The sequence below is a fragment of the Desulfurobacterium crinifex genome, assembly GCF_054656775.1.
The window spans coordinates 15,700-36,268 of record NZ_BAAHXO010000004.1; the positions used below are offsets into that span (position 1 = coordinate 15,700).

Genomic DNA, 20,569 nt, shown 5'->3' on the forward strand with positions numbered 1-20,569 from the left:
TGATGGAAATCAAAACCCATGAGAAAATCGATCAGAGGTTGTGTGGAAAACCTGTAAAGCTGGGGGAAAACTACGCTGAGGTGGAGCTTGAGACAACAGAGGAAATGGCAGCAGATGAAAAGGGACTTGTCCACGGTGGTTTCATCTTTGGGCAGGCAGATTATGCGGCAATGTTAGCTGTTAATCATCCTAACGTTGTGCTCGGTGGAGCAAACGTAAGATTCTTAAAGCCTGTAAAAGTTGGAGAAAGAGTTCTGGCCATAGCAAAGGTTATTTCAGAAGAAGGAAAGAAGAGAATAGTTGATGTTGTTGTAAAAAGAGAAGATGAAGAGGTTTTTAAAGGAGAGTTTATCTGCTTTGTTCTTCCAAAGCACGTTCTGGACAGGTGATGGATTTCAAGGTTCCAGAAGAGATACTATCAGAAGCGGAGAGGGAGGGGAGTGCGAGGGAGTTTTTCTTTAAACTTCTCGAGCTTTTATCTGAAAGGAAACTGAAAAGAAGGGAAATCAAGAAAATACCAAAGGAAGAGCAGGAAAGGATAATATACAGAATAGTTAAAGAGAACCAGCTTGATGAATTCTTCTCTCCGGGAGAAGCAAAGAATATCTACAGTGCTCTGAGAAGAGCCTTCAGAAAAAAGAAATTGTCTGAAACTGAAAAGGAGTGGGAAAGGAGACTGTCTGACTGGCGGTCGCAGTTTGAGGATGTCATTAAAAAAGCTTCTGTAAGATATTTGCTGGAAGCGGGAAATAGAGGATTCTTAAAGGAACTCTTTTTGCTTGATTGGATAGTTCCTTCTGACATCGTTCAGGAGTTTCCCGGAGAACCTAAGGAGTTTTCAAGCTGGATATCAAAAAGATCCGATGAAAAATTCTTAACCTCAAGACTTGAAAACTGGCTTAAACTGGAAGCTTTCAGAAAACGGGAAAAAATATTGAGAGACATCCTCAAAGCTTATCAGCTTAACTGCATTGAGCTTGGAATTTACGGTCTGTTTCCACAGACTGAAGGGGTTATATGGGATACGATTGTTAAAGGTAACGTAATTGAAGCAGATCTTGAAAGTTTAATTAGAAAAAGAAACAGGAAGTTTGTAACGATTCAATATGCAATGAAACTCATAATTGAAAATATTTTCGGTAAGGGTGAGATCCCCGGATTTCTGGACTGGGTGAGGTTTGTTGACTATAGAGAGGGATCTTTAAACCGCCATGCAATTCAGCACGGTGTGGCGGTTGGGTTTGGAACAAAGGGAAACTTCTTAAAACTCTTTCTCTTCCTTGATTTTTTGGCGGAGATAATCTCCTATATCAAATGTTCAGAGCCTTCTTGATTATTGAGAGTCTATCTTCCATCTTCTTTTTGTCTTTCTCTTCGTCAAAAAACTCCAGAATATCATCGTCATTAAATTTTAAGTTATCTACCTTTTGACCTTTTAGCTTTTCGGCTACAAGGTCTGCGATTGCTAACAGTTTTTTACACCTCTTTGAAGAGTTGTACTTAACGTCTTTGAGAATATCATTTTCAACCCTTCCGTAGAATTCTACTCTGTGGCATCCTTCCTTCGCGCTACCAAGGTTTTCATACGTTGGCGGTATTTCTTCCACAAAGTTTTTCAATCCTGATTTCACATATTCACCTGCTTTCATCTATCCCTCCTTCAAAATCACCAGATCATCCCTGTGAACACATGTTTTTCTAAAAGAACCAATCTCATCTGAACTGCACCTTACTATTCCTTTTCCAATGAGATTACCGTAGGTGTCAAAGATTTCTACAGCATCTCCTTTTCTGAAATTTCCTTCCACTCTTTTTACTCCCCTTGGAAGGAGGCTTTTACCGTTTTCAACTATTGCCTTAACAGCTCCTTCGTCTATGTAGAGTTTACCTGTTGGTTTCATCAGGTATAGGATTCTGTAGCTCTTTGCCCTTAACTTCTTTGCAGGCATGAAGAAGGTTCCGATTTTTTCTCCTTTGAGAATCCTCAAGATGGCGTCTTTCTCCTTACCGCCGGCTATTATGACTGGAATTCCTTTTTTAGAAGCCTTGGCTGCTGCTTCAACCTTTGTCCACATTCCACCTGTACCAAAACTGGTCTTTCCCGTGAAATCACAGATTTTTTTAAGCTCTTCCAGATTTTCAACAACAGGAATCAGTTTTGCATCGGGATATTTATTTGGATCTTTGTCGTAAAGACCGTTTGTTACAGTGAGCATTATTAGAAGATCTGCGTCGAAAACAACAGAAACGTGAGCAGAGAGATTGTCGTTGTCTCCGATCTTTATCTCCTCTACAGAAACGGTGTCATTTTCGTTGACTATCGGAAGAGCTCCAAATTTCATAAGGGCATTTAACGTGTTTTTAGCGTTTATAAATCGCTCTTTTGACCTCAGATCTTCTGCTGTTAGGAGCACTTGGGCAATTTCAATTCCATGATCTTTGAAAGCTTCCCTGTATTCAGCCATCAAGTAGGGTTGTCCAATGGCTGAGAGAGCCTGTTTTTCCTGAAGAGAAAAGGGCTTTCTGTTAAGTTTCAATGCCTTTATTCCTGCAAGGACAGCACCGGAGCTTACCAGGACAACTTCTTTTCCGCTTTTAGTGAGGGTTGAAATTTGTCTGGCAAGCTCTTTAATGAAATTCCTGTCTATCCCTTCTTTTCCTGAAAGGAGTTGTGAACCGACCTTTACTACAATTCTTTTAACACTACTCAACATCTTCAACTTCCAGTTCCTTTAGCTTTTTTGCAACAAACCACATGAGTTCATCCATTCCTTCACCGGTTACTGCTGAAACTGCAAAGAAAGGATAACCTTTCTCCTCAAAGTACTTCTTCAGCTCTTCTATTTTACTCCTATCTACAAGGGCGTCGATTTTCGTTCCTACAACTATCTGGGGCTTCTTTGCAAGTTCAGGAGAGTAGAGCTCCAGTTCCTTATTAATCTTCTCAAAGGCTTCTTTTGGATCTCTTGTTAGATCTGTAAGGTCTATAAGATGGAGGAGAAGCTTTGTTCTTTCAACGTGTCTCAAAAACTCATGCCCCAGACCCTTTCCTGCGTGAGCTCCCTCTATCAGTCCTGGAATGTCTGCAATAACAAAAGAGAAATCTCCAACCTTAGCAACGCCGAGGATTGGTCTGAGAGTTGTAAATGGGTAGTCTGCAATTTCCGGTCTTGCCGCCGTAACTCTTGAAAGGAATGTTGATTTTCCTGCATTTGGAAATCCAACAAGTCCAACATCTGCAAGGAGTTTTAGTTCAAGCTCAATCCACCTCTCTTCTCCAGGTTCGCCGGGCTCTGCAAAGTCGGGAGCTCTTCTTGTTGGAGTTGCAAATTCTGCATTTCCTCTTCCACCTCTTCCACCTTTTGCAACTACAAGCCTTTGTCCATGCTCAGTCAGATCACCAAGAACCTCTCCTGTCTCAACATCCCTGATAACTGTTCCAACAGGAACTTTTATTATCAAATCATCCCCGCTTCTTCCTGTTCGCTTGTTCCCCTCTCCGTGTCTTCCTCTTTCGGCTTTGTAGTGACGCTTGTATTTGAAGTCAAGAAGTGTGTGAACATTCCTGTCTGCTTCTAAAATAACATCTCCTCCTTTTCCACCGTTTCCGCCGGAAGGACCCCCTTTGGGAACAAACTTTTCTCTTCTAAATGCAACACAGCCATTCCCACCGTGTCCACCCTGAACAAATATCTTTGCTCTATCTATAAACTGTGCCATAATTTCCTCCTGAAATGTTTAGGACATTATGGAAAGTTAGAGATTTACCACTATGAAATCAACAGGTCTAAAGGATGGAAAGTGAAATAAAATTTTAGTTAGCTACTATTTAATAGGGGAGGAAATGGTGGATTTCGAGAAGGAAAAGCTCTTTGAGGAGAGATATCCTTCTTTCTATTCTCTACTTTCTTCCTTGGCTTATGGTGTGGAGGAAGGAAGATCTGAATGGGATGTGGTGAGAGAGGAGATCACTGATTGCGAAAACGCAAAGGCACTTCTTTTAGAGATAGAAGACTTCCTGAAGAATAGACCAGCCGACTTTGAGCATGTTGTTGGAGACGTTGCAAACTATTACTTTGACGATACCGATGATTTTCTGAGATGGATAGAGCAGATTAAGAGATACATTCTTTCTTTAAAGAATAAGCTGTGTGGCTGAGGAAGAAAAGAAGGTGATTGATAAGGAGCTTTATGACGTTTCAACTTTCTTAAACGAACAAACTTGCTTTATTCAACGAAAAGACGGTTTTCGTTTTGGAACGGATACGTTTTTGCTTGCGGATTTTGTTAAACTGAAGGGCAGCGAAAGAATAATAGACTTAGGAACAGGGTGTGGTGTAATTCCTATTCTTCTCCTGAAGAAGTATTCGAGGATCAAAGCTTACGCTATAGATGTACTTGAAGAGAACATAGAGATTTCAGAGAAAAACGCCGAAATTAATGGAGTTTCTGAAAGGTTTTCTGCTCTGCACCTAAATGTAAAAGAAGTAAAAAAGGTTTTCAAATCGGGAGAGTTTGACGTTGTTATAACAAATCCTCCCTTTATTGAGGTAGGAAGAGGAGATATTGCCGAGAAGGACCATAGAGCAATAGCAAGACAGGAAATAACTGCTAAGTTAGAGGATTTCATTGAGGCAGCATCTTATCTACTGAAAAATAAAGGCAGGTTCTACATAATTCTTCCTGTTCAGAGATTTGTTGATGCAATCTCTCTGATGAGGGAGAAAAAACTTGAACCAAAGAGATTGAGATTTATCCATCCTGAACCTGGCAAAGAGGCGAACCTTTTTCTTTTAGAGGGAAGGAAGAATAGTGGAAAGGGAATTGTTGTGGAATCCCCTCTTGTTGTTTACAAAGACGCAAAAAAGAGGATTTATACCGAAGAAGTGGATAAAAAGTATAGTTCTTTTCTGGATTGAAAACCTTCCATCCCTTCAGCTCATCTCTTTCACTTTTTAGGGCAGACAACCGTGAGGGGGGAACAGACTTCCCCCCTCAGACTCCCCCCTGAAAAAGGAAGAGAATCCCTCTCACTTTTCAGGGTATTTCAACGCGGTCAACAAGGTTATAAAAAAGAATCCTATTTTTGTGTTGCAATCCCTATCATTTTTTTAGGGCATTTCAACTAGAACCGGGATAGCAATTGAATTTCCAGTTATGTGGGGCGGGTCGCAATCCCTTTCACTTTTTAGGGCATTTCAACAGGTGCAAAAATGAAGTATTGTGTTTCAATCGCTCTGAAAGTTGAGTTTTGTGTATAAATCTAATAAACCTTGAAACAAGTTTGTTTCGTCAATACAGGCTTTAAACCTTTGAAACACAATACGCTGTTCATCGGTTATTCAAAATAAACTAATATAACTTCTTACACAAAACATTCGGAAACTGTATTCACTTTTCAAAGAGCAATTATGTATTGATTATATCATTACACAAAGTGAAATTAGTTTCTTCTTTTTATCGTCTTTGCGAGTTCTTTTAGCCTGGATAAGATCATAAGAGCTTCTAAGGGTGTGGTTGTTGAGATTTCTATTGATTCAAGTTCTTCTATCAGTTTTTCTTCAAGTTCTGAATTCCAGGTGATTTCTTTTTTCTCTGCAAGCTTGAGGAGAGGGAGCTCTTCGACCGGTTTTTCTATTTTTTTCGTTTCATTCCTTCCTTCAAGCTGGTGAAGAATCTCTTTTGCCCTGTTTATGACATCTTTCGGGATACCTGCAAGTTCTGCAACATGGATTCCGTAGGATTTTTCAGAGGCTCCAGGATAGACTTTATGCGTAAAGATGATTTTTCCATCAATTTCTTCAACTGTAACGTGTAAGTTCTTCACTCCTTTGACCTTTCCTTCCAGCTCTGTTAACTCGTGGTAGTGAGTTGCAAAGAGGGTTTTAGCACCGATTCTCCTTGAGATGTACTCAACAACAGCTTTCGCTATGCTCATTCCATCGTAGGTGCTTGTTCCTCTGCCTATTTCGTCAAGGATAACAAGGCTTTTTCTGCCTGCATTGTGAAGGATGTTGGCAGTTTCTACCATCTCCATCATAAAGGTGGAGAGTCCCTTGCTCAGATTATCGGCTGCACCGACTCTAGAGAAGATTCTGTCAACTATCCCGATTTCCGCTTCTTCTGCTGGAACAAAAGAACCTATCTGAGCCATAACAGTTATCAGTGCAGTCTGACGCAAGAATACGGACTTTCCGCCCATGTTTGGTCCTGTGACTATGAGGATGAAGTTCTCTTCTGTTAATTCTGTGTCGTTTGGAATGAAATCTTCTTCTAAGAACTTTTCCAGAACCGGATGTTTTCCATTTTTGATTCTTATAGAATAGTTGTTCGTTATCTTTGGCTTTGTATATCCTCTTTCGTTTGCTACTTTCGAGAAAGAGAGAAGAACGTCAATTGTGGCGATCTTTTCCGCGGTTTCTGAGATTCTCTCTGCATTCCTAGAAACGAATTTCCGAAGTTCAACAAACAGCTGGTATTCTATTTTCTCTATCCTTTCCTGTGCTGAGAGGATCTTTTCTTCGAACTCTTTGAGCTCCGGAGTTATAAACCTTTCTGCATTTACAAGGGTCTGTCTCCTGATGTAGTCTTCCGGAACAAGGTGGAGGTTGGGTTTTGATACTTCTATGTAATAACCGAAGACGTTGTTGAATCCCACTTTTAGACTTGTAATGCCTGTTCTCTTCCGCTCTCTCTCTTCAATCTCTTTAAGAATTTTTTCAGCTTCACTCTTTATCTTCCTCAGTTCATCAAGCTCTTGGTTTACTCCTTCTTTGATTAATCCTCCCTCTCGGGATGTGTATGGTGGATTTTCAACGAGAACCCTTTCAAGCTCGCAGTAGATGTCGTATAGGTCATCAAAGTTTTTGTAAATCCGTGAAAGAAGTTGGGATTTAAAGTCTGATAATAGTTTTTTCAGGTCAGGTAATACTTTCAGCGAGTTCCTTAGAGATGCCAGATCTTTCGGGCTGGCGATTCCAGAAGTTATCTTGGAGAGGAGCCTTTCTATGTCGTAAACCTTAGAAAGAAGTTCAGAAATCTCATCTGCCACAAGGAAACTGTTTTTCAGCTCTTCTACAGCATCAAGTCTCTGTTCAATTTCTCTTTTCTCTTTCAATGGATGGAGAATCCAGAACTTTAAAAGTCTTCTTCCCATTCCAGTTTTTGTTTTGTTCAGAACGCCAAAGAGGGAGGCATTCTCCAGTTTTCCATTTATTGGCTCAACCAGTTCAAGGTTTTTCTGGGTCTGGGGATCAAGGTAGATGTACTTTTCGCCGGTGTACCTTTTCGGGTGTTTAATTTTTGGCGTGAATTCGAGCTGGGTCTCTTCAATGAACTCAAGAAGCCCTGAAAGTGCCTTCTTCTCGGTTTCGTTCTCTATTTCAGGGGAAGTTACCTCTTTTATTTCAAAATATTCTCTTTCCTTTTCCTGGATTAAACTTTCGAGGATAACTTCTTTTATCAAGTTGTAGTTTGAAAAGCCCGCAGGGACGATAATTTCCCTTGGCTTAAACTTTGAAAGTATCGATTTGAAACCTTCTGAATCCACCGTTGTAAAGTAGAGGTCTCCTGTTGAGAGCTCTGTCCAGGCAATACTGAACTTCTCTCTGAAAGGATAGACAGAGAGGAGAAATCTGTCTTCACTCTCATCCTCAAAGTAGGTTCCGGGAGTTATAACCCTTACAACGCCTCTATCAACGACTTTTTTTCCAGGTTTCGGTTCTTCTAACTGTTCACAGATTGCAACTTTGTAGCCTTTTCTGACCAGCTTTCCTATGTAGCTCTCAACTGCATGGTATGGAACTCCACACATGGGAGCTCTTTCTGATGATTTTCCGAAGGCTCTTGATGTGAGGGCGATTTCCAGCTCTCTTGCAGCAATCTCTGCATCTTCAAAAAACATCTCGTAGAAATCGCCCATTCTGAACATAAGGATGGCATCTTTGTACTTTTCTTTTAGTTCCAGATATTGTTTAAGGGCGGGAGTCAGTTTCTTCTTCAACTACAGGCTCCTCCGAAACAAGAGCATATTCTTCGTTAAGCCACTTTGAGAGGTCTGCCAGCTTACACTTTTCGCTACAGAAAGGTCTAAATGGGTTGTTTTCCCAGGTAGTTTCTTTTCCGCAGTTTGGACATTTAACCTTTTTCAAGGAGTACTCCTCTAATTGATTTAGACTAAATATAGCTTCTAAAAGCCTAAATTAAAGACTTCAAAACCTCTGAAGGAGAAGTTATGCCGGAAATTGTAGTTGATAGTGAAAAGAAAGGAACGAGGCTTGACCAGTTTATAGCTTCTGTTGCCGATATTTCACGTTCTCAAGCAAAGAACCTCATAGAAGACGGTGAAGTCAGTATTGATGGGAAAATCGTTAAGAAACCTTCTTACAAAGTTAAAGAAGGAGAAACTGTCTCCTTTGAAATCCCGGAACCTGTTCCTTTAGACTTGCAACCTGAAGATATTCCTCTTGATGTAGTTTATGAAGATAAGGACGTAATAGTTATAAATAAACCTGCAGGGCTTGTGGTTCATCCGGCTCCCGGCCACTACTCAGGAACTCTTGTAAATGCTCTTCTCTATCACGTTAAAGATTTTCAAGGAATTAACGGAACGCTGAGACCAGGAATTGTCCATAGACTTGATAAAGACACAGCAGGTCTTTTAGTTGTTGCAAAAAACGATGTGGCGCAGCAATCATTGATTGAACAGTTTAAAAATAGAACCGTTGGAAGGTTTTACAGGGCTTTAATTCTTGGTATTCCAGAGAGAGACCATGATCGAATAGTTGTTCCGATAGGAAGGGACAAGTTTGACAGGAAGAAATTTTCACCAAACACAACATCTCCAAAGGAGGCAATAACCAACTACTGGGTTTTAGAGAAATTTCCTGAACACAACGTTTCAGATATCAAGTGTAAACTTGAAACTGGCAGAACCCATCAGATCAGAGTTCACATGTCCCATATAGGTCATCCATTGCTCGGTGATAGAACCTATGGTTATAAACCTTCTCGTATAAAAGATGAAACCTTGAGAGAACTTATTGAAGAAATGGGGATGCATGCCCTCTGTGCATACTACCTTGGTTTTAAGCATCCTACAACTGGAGAGTGGATGGAGTTTGAGATTCCACTACCTGAAGGTATGAAGAAAGTTCTGGATTATTTAAAAGGTGGAGGATAAAAACCTTTATCCTCCTATGGAGTACTTAGAGAAAAATTCTTTTTTAAATTCTTGGAATTTACCGTTTTTTATTGCTTCCCTTATTCTCTTCATTAGGTTGTTGTAGAAGTGGAGATTGTGAATTGTATTTAAAATGGCAGAGTTTATTTCCTTTGAGATGTAAAGGTGTCTCAGATAGGCTTTTGTAAAGTTTCTGCAAGTGTAACAGTCGCACTCTGGATCGAGTGGAGAAAAATCATTTTTGTACTTTGCACTCTTAATGTTTATCTTTCCTCTTGAAGTGAAGAGAGTTCCGTTTCTTGCGTTTCTTGTTGGGATTACGCAGTCGAACATGTCAACACCGGCTTCAACAGCCTTTATGATGTCTTCTGGTTTTCCAACACCCATCAGATATCTTGGTTTTTCCTCTGGAAGGAGAGGAGCTACAAGTTCTGTAATTCTGTACATTTCCTCCTTTGGTTCTCCAACACTTAATCCACCTATTGCAAAGCCTTCAAATGGAAGATCTTTCAGGAGTTCTACACACTTTATCCTCAAATCATCATAGACGCCACCCTGAACAATTCCAAAAATGGCAGTTTTATCTGTTGTCCTTGCCCTGACACTTCGTAATGCCCACCTTACAGTTCTTTCCATCGAGTGTTTTGCATATTCGTAAGTTGCAGGATAAGGTGTGCATTCATCAAGAACCATACCGATATCGACTCCCATCCTCTCTTCAAACTGAACAACCAGTTCAGGAGAGAAGAAGTGTTCAGAGCCGTCGATGTGAGATTTGAAGTAAATACCATCCTCTGTAATTTTCATCAGCTTTCCTAAGCTAAAAACCTGGAAGCCGCCGCTATCTGTTAGTATTAGACCATTCCAATTTACGAACCTGTGAAGTCCTCCAGCCTTCTCAACAAGATCTATTCCAGGTCTCAGGTAAAGGTGATAAACGTTGGATAAAACAAGAGAGTATCCCATTTCAGATATTCTGTTCCATGTAACACCTTTAACCGCTCCCAGTGTGCCAACTGGCATAAAACAGGGAGTTTCGGTTTCTCCATGTGTTCCCTTGAGTTTTCCATATCTTGCTCTACCGTCTGTAGCCAGAACTTGAAACTCCATTCTCTCTCCAGAAAGGCTATAATTTTGAATGACATGAAAAGTGTATGGGTAATTATACTTTTGCTAATTTCTGTATCTAACGCTTTTGCCCTCTCTAAGGGAAAGGCAGAGGAATTTCTCAACTTTCTTGGTAATCCTGATAAAATCTGTTCCCTACACTTCTATGAAAGTTTTAAGGACACCGAGCTGAAAAAACTGGCAGTTCTCCTGTTTGTGGATTCCTGTTTTGAAAAAGGGGAATTTGAAAAAATTACCAAGATAAAAGAAATCCCTGAAAACGTTTTTGCTGCAATTGAAAAAGCAATTGCTTATCAGAAAACAGGAAATGAAGAAGAGGCGAAAAAGATTTTCAAATCTGTCTTTTCAAAAACAAATCGGCTTGATGAGTGGATACTGACACTGAATGCAGGAAGAACAGGCTATCTCTTCACACCGAAAATTCTAAGAAAGAAAGTCCGGACTGCTCTTAAGGAGAGGGATTTTGAAATTGCAGAAATCTACCTTGAATATCTTGAAGGAGATGAGTTTTACCATCTTTTGAAGGGAATTTTCTTTATGAAACAGAGAAAGAATAATCTTGCAAAAAAAGAATTTGAGGCTTCACTGCGACCTGAAAGATTCTTTTATTTAACTTACCTTTCAAGATCTCCTGTAGAGAAGTTTTACTACTTTGAAAAAGCTATTAACTCTAATATTTCTCCAGGTTTAAAAAGGAGAATTTCTGTTTATATTCTCGATAAATTTCTCTACACTGATCAGGGATTTTTTAGAAAGGCTTTAAATGTTGTAAAAAAGTTTGATAAAAAACTCTTTAAAGAGTATAGGGTTAAGTACTACGTTTTAAATGGCAATATTAATAGAGCTCTTAAAGAGCTCTCCACTCTTAGAGGAGAGAAGTACAGAGCATGGGAGGTAGCTCTCTCAAGAAAGTTTTTCGGAAAGCAGAAAAGGTTCAAATACACCAAGCCTGATTTCTACTCATTACTTCTCAATTCGAAAGGAATAAAACTTCTTCCTTCTTCTCCTCCAGACAAAAAGGACATTGCCGATGAAGGAATCAGATATCTCTATGAAGAGAACAGATGCGACATAATAGACTTTATTGGCAGGAAATCACCATCTGTCGCGCTTGCTCATTATTTCTGTGGCGATTATAGAAGAGCTATAAAGGAGGCGTATTCTCGTAGAAAAAAGCTGGAGAAGTACCCTTATCTTCTCTATGTTCTCTATCCAAAACATCCAGTTTTTAGGGATGATGTTATCTCTCTTTCCCTTGCAAGGCAGGAAAGCCTTTTTGACCAGTTTGCCCTTTCAAGATCTGGAGCCATAGGATTGATGCAGATAATGCCTTTTACCGGAGAGTACATAGCTAAGAAGCTAAATGTTGAAGATTTTAAGGTAGATTATCTGTTTGATGCAGAAACAAACTATAGGTTTGGTTCTTTTTATATCCGAGAATTAATAGATCAGTTTGAGTTGTTTCCTCTTGCAGCAGCATCCTACAACGCTGGACCTACAAGGATTAAGAGAGCCTTAAAGAAGTTTGGAACTGTGAAGACACCTTACGATTTGATTATTTTCACCGACTTTTATATTCCCTTTGAGGAAACCAGAGGTTATGTTAAGAAGGTTCTAACAAATTATTTCTTCTACAACTATCTCTACGGAACAGGTGAAGAATGGAACGTTTTCTCCAGAGACTCAAAGATGAAGGTTACTCGGAAAACACGATCCAGACTTACAGACGGGTAATTGGATATTTCCAGAGATTTCTGGAGTTCTACGGTTTTTCTGAAGAGAACTTTGATCAGAATAAGTTGCAGTCTTTCCTTTCTACCCGATATAGAACTAAGAGAAGTTTCAGAACGGCAGTTTCAGCCATTCAACGTTTTCTGAAGTTTCGGAATGTAAGATTGGATTTAAAGATTGAGTTTCCTCTATCTGGTGAATTTAGAGAATTTAGAGAAATAGGAGAGGAGACGATAAACAATATTGAAAATGAGGTGAAAACTCTAAGGTCTGATGAGTTAAAACTTTCTTTACTTCTCATTATTCATCTCGGTTTGGCTCCCTCAGAAATTTCACTTCTTAAAGTATCATCCTACGGCTCTTTTTTAGGAGTTCCTATCCTTGAAGAGGGGAGGGTGAAAAGATTTGTTCTGGAGGAGAAAATCAACAAGAAGCTGAAGGAGTTGAAGGGAAGAAAACTGCCTGAAGATAAACTTTTAGGTGTTTCACCAGGGACTGTGAAGGTTACTTTTCATCGAATAATGAAGAAACTGGGATTGAATTTAAAAGTGTCAGATTTCAGGGATAACTATGTTGCAGAACTTTTGAGGAAGGAACTTCCGCAGGATATTGTGGTTGAGTATTCAGGATGTAGTCTTGATAGAGTTGCCTACATAGGTAGAGTTCTCTTCTTGCGGAGCAAGGCGGATATTATTGAGGCTAATCTTAAAGAGTCTTGAGATGAATATCTCTTCACCATCTGTGAAGGTTGAGATTTCTCCAAGCTTTGATAGTTCTAAAATTGCAAGGAAGTAAGTAATTAGCTCGAGCTTACAGGAGCTTTTCTTTACAAAATCTGAGAAAGGAATCAGGTATTTTTCTTTCATCAAGGATCGGATTTCTTCTATCTTTACTGAAACTTTGAAGGCTTCGCTGGATATGTTTATTCCAACTTTGATCTGTGGCTGAAACTTCTCTGTCAGGATGTTTTCAAAAGCTCTTCTTAGGTCTTCTACCGTATTGGCTATCTTTATTTTGTCCTGAAACTGAAATATCAAGTCTGAAGGGTCGTTTGTAAAGTATTTCGATGCTTTTTCTTCTAACCTTTCCAGTTCCTTAGCAGCCCGTTTAGATTTGAGGTACTCCTCTATTATCTGAACAATTGTTTCTCTTGGGTCCTCATCGTCTTCTCGTGGAATCAGGAGCTCCGACTTTATCTTCGCTAAGGTTGCAGCCATTACAAGAAACTCAGAGGCAAGAGGAATGTTTAGCTCCTGCATGCTGTATATGTAGTTGAGAAACTCTTCGGTAATCTCTGCAATAGGGATGTCGTAGATGCTGACTTCCCGTTTCTTTATCAGATAAACCAGCAGATCTAATGGTCCTTCAAATACCTCTGTTTCAACTTTTATGTTCATCTACAGCTTCTATCCCCTTATGGCTACTATGAGATTTGCAAATTCAGTTGTGAGAAGTTCAAGTATGTCGTCAATAGAAATTAGACCTACAAGCTTTCCATCCTTATCTACAACAATCAGCCTTCTAACTGCTGCCTCTCTAAAGGCTTTTGTAAGATCAAAGAAGCTTGCATCATCCCTTATGGTTATTGGATCTCTTGTCATTACTTCTCTAACAGGGGTGGTCGGATCCTTACCTGCTCCTACAACCCTTATCGCTATGTCCCTGTCGGTTATTATTCCTGCTGGTTTGTCTCCGTCCAGGACAACAAGACTTCCGACCATTTTGTCCTTCATTCTTTGAGCGGCAAGCATTACGGTGTCGTCGGGTTCAATTGTAACAACTTTTCTCTGAATTAGGTCTTTAACAGGCATGGCTCCCTCCTTTCCTTGTTTCTAAGCTTAAATTTAAAGCCTTTCCTTTCAAATAGAAAGGAGGGAGCTGAAAAAGTGATTAATTCTTTGATATACCTGCGAGTCTCAACTCATACTTTGGGTGGTTAATGTTGTACATTGTTGGAAATTTCTGGTAGATAGGACCTGCGTATATAACCTTTCCATTTGACTTAACTTCGATGAGTATGGCAGGGTTATTCGGTTCGTTCGAACCAGAAGTGTATCCCTGATCAAGAACAAGGTGCGGAACGATATAGAGAACCTTGATGTCGAGACCGTCGTACTTTATTTCTGCTCCTTTTGTGACTTTTTCTGTTTTTACTGCTTTTCCTGTTGTCTTGTCGACGATCTTAACTGTTGCGTATTTCCAGGTTTTAACAACTTCTTCAGGAATGTTAATTGGTCTGTCAAACTTAGTAAGGTGTTTTCCTGAATGCATTGCTGCAAGCTCTTTTTCAGCTCCCATAGGAGGATGGCCTGGTGGCATTTGATTGTTCATAGGTGGATGACCGGGAGGTAGTTGGTTGTTTATTGGAGGATGTCCTTCAGGCAGCTTGTTCATAGATGGGTGATGTTCATGATCTCCCATGTTTTCGTGGGCAAGCTCTGTAATTGGCTTTGGAGCTTTGCTTTCAACTTCACTTTTGGTTTCCTCTTTTTTACCACAACCTGACAGAGCTACAGTTGCGGAGAGGAGGAAAGTTAAGAGAACCAAGCCTTTTTTCATCGCACTCTCCTTTGTTTTTCGGGGATTTCTTCAATTTTATCAAATGGTGTTCAGAAAATACGCGATGAGAGATGTATATCGTTTTTTTCAATTTAAAGCCACAATACAATAGAAAAATACTATTTGTTTGATAGTTAAAATCTTGTTAAGATTAAGAAAAAAAAGCCGGAAGAGGTTAAATCTATGAAGAGGAGAGAGTTCCTGAAGATTGCCGGTCTTACAGTTCTGTTTAGTGGAACGTTCAAAATTAAAACCTCAAGGGGAGAAGAGTTTTTTAAGCCTGTTCTCATATTTGATCAGACAAAGTGTATGAGCTGTAAAGCCTGTATGGCAGCTTGTCAACTTGAACACGGACTTGAAACAGAACCTGAAGTAAATCTCTTCTGGATAAAGGAAAAGGAAATAGGTAGATATCCAAAGGTAAAATTAACGTTCTATCAGGAGAACATCTGTAAGGAATGTATTGATCATCCCTGTGTTTCAGCCTGTCCGTTTGATGCGATTTCCGTTAAGAAAGGTGGGATTGTTTACATAGAAGAAGAGAAATGTACGGGGTGCAAAAATTGTGTAGATGTTTGCCCTTACGACGCTATAACCTTTGATGAAAATGATAAAGCTAAGAAGTGTGACCTTTGTTTTGAAAGGATTTTGAAAAAAGGAGATGTTCCAAGGTGTGTTTCTGTTTGTCCAAGTGGAGCTCTTGTATTTGGAAACATCTTAAAGCCAGAAGGACAACTTGCAGAACTTCTTGAATCAAGACCTGAAGCGAGGAAACTACTTCTCAAACACCTTCAGGCAGAGCTTGTCTTTAGACCTAAGGAGGCGAACGTTTTTGTTTTCCCTGAAACAAGAAAACCTGAAGGGGGAAGAGTTGTTAACACAGTTTGTCTTGCCTGCAACGCAAGGTGTGGACTGAGAGTGACGGTCAAGGGAGATAGGCTTGTTCAGATTGATGGAAATCCATATCACCCTTACAACAGGGCGGGGAAAGAGATTCCTTATGATACCTCAGTTGAAAAGAGTTTTAACTCTGTTGCAACAACGTGTGCAAAACCACAGATGGATAACGACTATCTCCACAACCCTTATAGGATAACCCAGCCTCTCAAGAGAGTAGGTCCAAGGGGTTCTGGAAAGTTCAAACCGATAAGCTGGGAGCAGTTGATAAGGGAAGTCAGCGAAGGAGGATACCTCTTTAAGGAGATTGGCGATAACAGGTACTATCCCGGTATAAAAGACGTCCTTTCAGATGATCTGATCAATCCAGAAGCACCAGAGCTTGGTCCAAAGAGGAATCAGATTGTCTGGTTTACAGGAAGGTCTCAAGGAGGAAGGAGTCACTTCATAAAGAGGTGGTTGTTTAAATCTATTGGCTCAAAGAATTACATAGGCCATACAGACATCTGTGGAATTGGGTTTAGAATGGGCAACTACGCCCTTACAGATGGAAAAGAGGTTGAGCTAAAGGCAGACTTCTGGAACTGCAAGTATATGCTGATATTTGGAGCCAACATTTATTCAGCACTTCAGCCGGGTGTAAACACATCAGGTTCAATAATTGCAAGGAGAATTGCATCTAAGGATTTGAAAATTGTTCTCATAGATCCAAGAGCTCCAAAAGCAGTTGCTCATGCCCACGACTGGCTTCCTGTAAAACCGACAAAAGACGGAAGCTTAGCCCTTGGACTACTAAGAGTAATGCTTGAAAACGGCTGGTACGATAAGGATTTCCTCTCCATTCCATCAATGAAGGCAGCAAAGAAAGCAAAGAGAAATGTCTATACAAACGCCACACATCTTGTAATCGTTGATGAAAAACATCCTGAAGCTGGGAGAATGCTAAGAGTTAAGGACGTTAAGGGCTTGAAAGGAAAGCCTGATACAGAAATCGTTATAGACCCGGAAACCCTAAGACCGGTTCCTACAGACACTACCAGTAGAGCTCTTCTCGAGTGGGAAGGGGAGGTTAACGGAATTAAGGTCAAGACAGCCTTTAAGCTGATGAAAGAGAGCGTATTTACACACTCTCTTGATTTCTACTCAAGAGAGTGTGGAATTCCTGCCGAAAAGATTAAAAAGATTGCTAAGGAGTTCTGGGAACATGCCCCATACGCTGCAGCCTTTGCCTACCACGGTGGTGGAAACTACGTTGGAGGAACGTATGCAAGTTACTCCCTTTCGATGCTAAACGTCTTAGTCGGTAACATAAACAGGAAAGGTGGTTATCTTGGTAAAGGTAAAGGAGCTGCAAACTGGCAAAAAGGACTTTACGACCTCAAGAGCTTCCCCGGTGCAAGAAAACCTATGGGTGTTAAGATTTCAAGGGAAAGGGCAAAGTATGAAAAGTCAACTGAGTTTAAGAAGAAAGGTTATCCTTCAAAACTTCCTTGGTTCAGTTTCACAAAAGGTGGCCTCTCTGTTTCCGCAATCTCCGGAATCGACCAGAAGTACCCATATCCAATAAAGGTTCTCATAACCTACTTCTCTAACATTGTCTACAGCATGCCGGGTGGAAGAAGGTTTATTGAAACCCTGAAAGACCACGATAAAGTTCCACTCCACATTTCAATAGATACAACCATAAACGAGTCTAACATCTATGCCGATTACATCGTTCCAGACATTACATACCTTGAGGGACACTACGGATTTCTTACTCCCCATGCTCCAGGCTGCTGGTTCACAGCGGTTAGGACTCCAATCTTAGAACCAATGACTGGAAGGACGGAAGATGGAAGACCTTTCTGCATGGAGACTTTCCTCATCGACGTTGCAAGATACCTCAATCTTCCAGGCTATGGAGAGAAAGCTATTCCCGGAAAAGATGGAAAGCTCTATCCTCTTATAAAGCCGGAGGACTATTACCTGAGAGGCATTGCAAATCTTGCCTCTAACGCTAAAGTAAAGGATGCTCCAGAGGAAGAGATAGAGTACATTGAGAGAAACTATCCTGTTTCAAAGCACAAAGACATCTTATCTGAAAAAGAGTGGAGAAAAGTCTGTACAGTTCTTGCAAGAGGAGGTGTATTTAAGCCAACAGATAAGGTCTTTGATGAAAATGGGAACTTCATCTTCGGCATTCCAAGGATCTGCATCTGGAATGAAAAGCTTGGAACAAGCAAGAACAGTCTGACGGGAGAGAGATTCTGGGGAACTGTTAAATATCAACCATCTACCGACTACTTCGGAATACCGATAGAGGAACTGGATAGGAACTATCCATTTACAATAATTACCTACAAATCGGCACTTCACACCCAGTCAAGAACCATCTGTTACAAGCAGGCTCTCATCTATGAATCGGATTTCAGCCTAAAGGTGAACCCTGAAGATGCCGAGAGGTTTGGACTCAAAGACGGTGATAGAGTGAAAATCTACTCAAGGTCATATCCGGAGGGTCTTATCACAACTGTGAAAGTTACAAACCTCGTTCGTCCCGGGACAGTTGCTTATTCCCACCACTTTGGCCACTGGCAGCACGGGGCATCTCCAATTTCTGTAGTTGATGGTGAGGATGTCTTTCTTGGTGGCAGGAAAGTGGTTAAAGGGGACAGAATCATTCCGGATCCAAAAAGAGGTATTGGAATCACTCCAAACAAACTGACAAGGTTGGATGAAAAGATGCACAATCTGCCTTTAGTAGAGCCTCTTGGAGGAATTCCTGACTTCAGCAGTACAAGGGTTAGAATAGAAAAGGTTTAGGAGGAATAGAATTATGAGGAAACTTTTAATTGCTATTTTTGTTCTGCTTGCTTCTCAGAGTTTTGGAGCAACCTATGAACTCACAGAGAGGGTAGTCTTAAAGCCTCAGCTAGATGCAAAGCTTGTTGAAGTCTGGATTCCCGTTCCCTATGAGAATGAGTGGCAGAAGGTAAGAGATTTAAAGGTGGAATCACCATTTACGTATCTTCTTTACAGGGATGACGAATACGGAAACAGATTTATCTACATTAGAAAAGAGGGAGGACTGAAAGAGCCGGTTGAGATAAAGATCACGGCTGTAGTAGAAAGAGAAGAGGTAAAACCTAAGGAAATGGAATACCCTGTTCCTCTCAGATACTACCTTTCAGATAGATTGGTTCCGGTTTCAAAGTTTAAGAAGATGGCATTTTCAATAACTAAGGGAGAGAAGACAGACCTCAAAAAAGTAAAAGCAATTTACAACTATGTTGTCTCCAACATGAAGTACGACAAGTCTGGAAAGGGCTGGGGAAGGGGAGACGCCATCTGGGCTTGCGATGCTAAGAGAGGAAACTGTACAGACTTTCACTCACTCTTCATTGCCCTTTCAAGGGCTGTTAATGTTCCGGCGGTTTTTGAGATAGGACTTCCGGTAAATAAAGATGGAGAGATAAAAGGTTACCACTGCTGGGTGCTTGCATTTCCAAAAGGTTACACCTATGGGATAGACGCATCGGAAGCTGCCAAGCATCCAGAAAAGAAAGAGTACTTCTTTGGACATCTTGACGACCGCAGGATAGGAATAACGAGGGGAAGGGACATCCTGCTTTCTCCACCACAGCATGGAGAGCGACTTAACTACATCTACAAAGCCTATGAAGAGGTTGATTTAGAGCCGTCCAATGGAGTTGAGACCTACTACTTTGTCAGAAAGTTGAAATGATATTCTGGGGGGTGTTTGAAGATTCCTCCTTAATTTTTTGGACCTCCTTCCTCTCCCCCTGAGAGGGGGAGGGTTCAAACTTTTTCCTTTGTAATCGGGATTCAGTGCAATAGATGCTAAAATGATTTAGCCAAGAGAGGAAAGAAAGGAAGACCGAGAGAGTACAGACACGACATTAGATGTCCAGATTCGGATCTAATTGGTGCAAGAAAAACGGTCATCAAAAGGGCAAGCAAAGATACCGTTGTAATGATTGTGGAAGAACCTTCACACCAAACGCAGAAAGAAAATACTATCCTCCAGAAACCAAACTGCTGGCATTAAAGATGCTTGCCGAGGGAATGAGTATAAGTACAGTAGCAAGGACGCTGAATATTCCAGAAGGAACTATATCCTGTTGGCTTCACAGAAAAGGAGAGAGATTGAAAAATTTAAATGAAAAGAGGTTTAGTGCAGTAGGGGAAAGGAAAGGTTTTAAAGGTGTAGAGAGTATCTCTTTTGATAAGATGTGGACGTATGTAGGAGTTCGAAGAGGAGAGAAAAGAAATTCGAAGTACATTTGGACTGCAGTTATAAGAGATGGAGACCAAGAGATAGTTACGTATGAAATTGGAGACAGGGATGAAGTAACTTTTTTAAAAGTTATGGAAAAAGATACCTTCTGCTGAGAAGTACTATTGTGATGGGTACAAAGTGTACGTAGAGAACTTACCTGAGGCGAGGATAGAAAGGGAAAAAGGTGGGAGAGTGAACAAAAACGAGAGTTTACATGCGGTTTTAAGGGACAGGGTTTTAAAAAGGAGAACAAGGAATTACAGTAAGAGCGAAAAGGCGTTAAGCTGCCACATAGCTATAGCCTTAACGTAGGGAGGAAGAAACTATGCATGTTATAGCATCTTTTGAACAGAATTTGTTGTAATCTTCCAGACTTTGCGAGGCGAAAAGAATGTTTATAATTATGCATATAAGCTACCTCGATTACTTTTAAACTTAAGTGTATCTAGAAAAATGATTAAGTTTTATTATGAATTTACGTTTTTTCCGGGAGGGGTAAATAATGGAGAAACCTATAGCTAATCCTGATGTTTTGCTAAGGGAAGAGTTTGACGATTGGGCACTTCTTTTTAATCCTAATACCGGAAAAGGATTCGGCATTAATCCTGTAGGAGTTTTTGTATGGAAACTACTGGATGGAAAGCACAGTGTAAATGATATTGTTGAAGAAGTTAGGAAAAATTTCAGAAATGTACCTGACAATGTAGATGAAGAGGTAAAAAGATTTATAGCAGCTCTTTCTGAAAATGGATTAGTGGTTTATGAACTGTCAGGAGAAGATTAGTAATGAT

General features: G+C 40.3%; 20 protein-coding genes. 11 read left to right on the forward strand and 9 right to left on the reverse strand.

The window, feature by feature from the left end:
- Positions 1-2 precede the first annotated feature (2 nt).
- Both ACYQ3A_RS01765 and ACYQ3A_RS01770 read left to right on the forward strand, forming a co-directional pair.
- Positions 3-389 carry a hotdog domain-containing protein gene (locus ACYQ3A_RS01765; protein ID WP_459895102.1) on the forward strand — a complete coding sequence of 129 codons (387 nt, stop codon included), beginning with the start codon at positions 3-5 and terminating at the stop codon, positions 387-389.
- Entirely contained in the window at positions 389-1,333 is a 945-nt protein-coding gene (locus ACYQ3A_RS01770; RefSeq protein WP_459895104.1) for a hypothetical protein, read from the forward strand. Before ACYQ3A_RS01765 ends, ACYQ3A_RS01770 begins: the two co-directional genes overlap by 1 nt.
- On the opposite strand, the gene ACYQ3A_RS01775 is transcribed toward ACYQ3A_RS01770, so the two are convergent.
- Genes ACYQ3A_RS01775 through obgE form a run of 3 tightly spaced genes read right to left on the reverse strand, consistent with a single transcriptional unit; the run spans position 1,311 to position 3,720 of the window.
- Entirely contained in the window at positions 1,311-1,649 is a 339-nt protein-coding gene (locus tag ACYQ3A_RS01775; RefSeq protein WP_459895107.1) for a nicotinate phosphoribosyltransferase, read from the reverse strand. The two genes, ACYQ3A_RS01770 and ACYQ3A_RS01775, sit on opposite strands and share 23 nt — an antisense overlap.
- Complete coding sequence (gene proB, locus ACYQ3A_RS01780; RefSeq protein WP_459895109.1) at positions 1,650-2,714, reverse strand: glutamate 5-kinase; 1,065 nt, start codon at positions 2,712-2,714, stop codon at positions 1,650-1,652.
- Positions 2,704-3,720: a GTPase ObgE gene (gene obgE / locus ACYQ3A_RS01785; protein WP_459895112.1), complete on the reverse strand. Its 1,017-nt coding sequence runs from the start codon at positions 3,718-3,720 to the stop codon at positions 2,704-2,706. Before obgE ends, proB begins: the two co-directional genes overlap by 11 nt.
- A gap of 127 nt (positions 3,721-3,847) precedes the next feature.
- Between obgE and ACYQ3A_RS01790 the strand changes: the two genes are divergently transcribed.
- Both ACYQ3A_RS01790 and ACYQ3A_RS01795 read left to right on the forward strand, forming a co-directional pair.
- Positions 3,848-4,159 (forward strand): hypothetical protein, encoded by a 312-nt coding sequence (locus ACYQ3A_RS01790; protein WP_459895115.1) that lies wholly within the window; start codon positions 3,848-3,850, stop codon positions 4,157-4,159.
- 13 nt (positions 4,160-4,172) lie between these two features.
- Entirely contained in the window at positions 4,173-4,919 is a 747-nt protein-coding gene (locus ACYQ3A_RS01795; protein WP_459895117.1) for a tRNA1(Val) (adenine(37)-N6)-methyltransferase, read from the forward strand.
- Positions 4,920-5,443: 524 nt separating this feature from the next.
- Here the strand turns inward: ACYQ3A_RS01795 and mutS are convergent.
- Both mutS and ACYQ3A_RS01805 read right to left on the reverse strand, forming a co-directional pair.
- Positions 5,444-8,002 (reverse strand): DNA mismatch repair protein MutS, encoded by a 2,559-nt coding sequence (gene mutS / locus ACYQ3A_RS01800; RefSeq protein WP_459895119.1) that lies wholly within the window; start codon positions 8,000-8,002, stop codon positions 5,444-5,446.
- Complete coding sequence (locus tag ACYQ3A_RS01805) at positions 7,974-8,150, reverse strand: DNA gyrase inhibitor YacG (RefSeq protein WP_459895122.1); 177 nt, start codon at positions 8,148-8,150, stop codon at positions 7,974-7,976. Before ACYQ3A_RS01805 ends, mutS begins: the two co-directional genes overlap by 29 nt.
- Before the next feature lie 83 nt (positions 8,151-8,233).
- Between ACYQ3A_RS01805 and ACYQ3A_RS01810 the strand changes: the two genes are divergently transcribed.
- Positions 8,234-9,181 carry an RluA family pseudouridine synthase gene (locus ACYQ3A_RS01810; RefSeq protein WP_459895125.1) on the forward strand — a complete coding sequence of 316 codons (948 nt, stop codon included), beginning with the start codon at positions 8,234-8,236 and terminating at the stop codon, positions 9,179-9,181.
- A gap of 6 nt (positions 9,182-9,187) precedes the next feature.
- Here the strand turns inward: ACYQ3A_RS01810 and tgt are convergent, their stop codons facing one another.
- A complete protein-coding gene (gene tgt / locus ACYQ3A_RS01815) occupies positions 9,188-10,291 on the reverse strand; it encodes a tRNA guanosine(34) transglycosylase Tgt (protein WP_459895128.1) in 1,104 nt (367 codons plus the stop codon).
- Between the two features lie 33 nt (positions 10,292-10,324).
- Here tgt and ACYQ3A_RS01820 point away from each other — a divergent pair, with 33 nt between their 5' ends.
- Both ACYQ3A_RS01820 and ACYQ3A_RS01825 read left to right on the forward strand, forming a co-directional pair.
- A complete protein-coding gene (locus ACYQ3A_RS01820) occupies positions 10,325-12,043 on the forward strand; it encodes a lytic transglycosylase domain-containing protein (RefSeq protein ID WP_459897421.1) in 1,719 nt (572 codons plus the stop codon).
- Positions 11,971-12,759, forward strand: a complete 789-nt coding sequence (locus ACYQ3A_RS01825; RefSeq protein WP_459895131.1) for a site-specific integrase — start codon at positions 11,971-11,973, stop codon at positions 12,757-12,759. The genes ACYQ3A_RS01820 and ACYQ3A_RS01825 overlap by 73 nt, the downstream gene beginning before the upstream one ends.
- On the opposite strand, the gene ACYQ3A_RS01830 is transcribed toward ACYQ3A_RS01825, so the two are convergent.
- The 3 genes from ACYQ3A_RS01830 to ACYQ3A_RS01840 form a co-directional block, all read right to left on the reverse strand.
- Entirely contained in the window at positions 12,664-13,437 is a 774-nt protein-coding gene (locus ACYQ3A_RS01830) for a segregation and condensation protein A (protein ID WP_459895133.1), read from the reverse strand. The two genes, ACYQ3A_RS01825 and ACYQ3A_RS01830, sit on opposite strands and share 96 nt — an antisense overlap.
- A gap of 9 nt (positions 13,438-13,446) precedes the next feature.
- A complete protein-coding gene (locus ACYQ3A_RS01835) occupies positions 13,447-13,851 on the reverse strand; it encodes a CBS domain-containing protein (protein ID WP_459895135.1) in 405 nt (134 codons plus the stop codon).
- Between the two features lie 79 nt (positions 13,852-13,930).
- The gene (locus ACYQ3A_RS01840; protein WP_459895137.1) at positions 13,931-14,599 is read right to left on the reverse strand and encodes a DUF2155 domain-containing protein; all 669 of its coding nucleotides are present in this window, start codon (positions 14,597-14,599) and stop codon (positions 13,931-13,933) included.
- Positions 14,600-14,782: 183 nt separating this feature from the next.
- Between ACYQ3A_RS01840 and ACYQ3A_RS01845 the strand changes: the two genes are divergently transcribed.
- The 4 genes from ACYQ3A_RS01845 to scmD all read left to right on the forward strand — a co-directional run bounded on the left by ACYQ3A_RS01845 (position 14,783) and on the right by scmD (position 20,562).
- Positions 14,783-18,301 carry a 4Fe-4S dicluster domain-containing protein gene (locus tag ACYQ3A_RS01845; RefSeq protein ID WP_459895139.1) on the forward strand — a complete coding sequence of 1,173 codons (3,519 nt, stop codon included), beginning with the start codon at positions 14,783-14,785 and terminating at the stop codon, positions 18,299-18,301.
- A 13-nt stretch (positions 18,302-18,314) separates the two neighbouring features.
- Entirely contained in the window at positions 18,315-19,223 is a 909-nt protein-coding gene (locus ACYQ3A_RS01850; protein WP_459895142.1) for a transglutaminase-like domain-containing protein, read from the forward strand.
- A 179-nt stretch (positions 19,224-19,402) separates the two neighbouring features.
- On the forward strand, positions 19,403-19,891 hold the full coding sequence (locus tag ACYQ3A_RS01855) for an IS1/IS1595 family N-terminal zinc-binding domain-containing protein (RefSeq protein WP_459895144.1): 489 nt from the start codon (positions 19,403-19,405) through the stop codon (positions 19,889-19,891).
- Positions 19,892-20,280: 389 nt separating this feature from the next.
- The gene (gene scmD / locus ACYQ3A_RS01860; protein ID WP_459895147.1) at positions 20,281-20,562 is read left to right on the forward strand and encodes a SynChlorMet cassette protein ScmD; all 282 of its coding nucleotides are present in this window, start codon (positions 20,281-20,283) and stop codon (positions 20,560-20,562) included.
- The last annotated feature ends 7 nt before the right edge of the window (positions 20,563-20,569 follow it).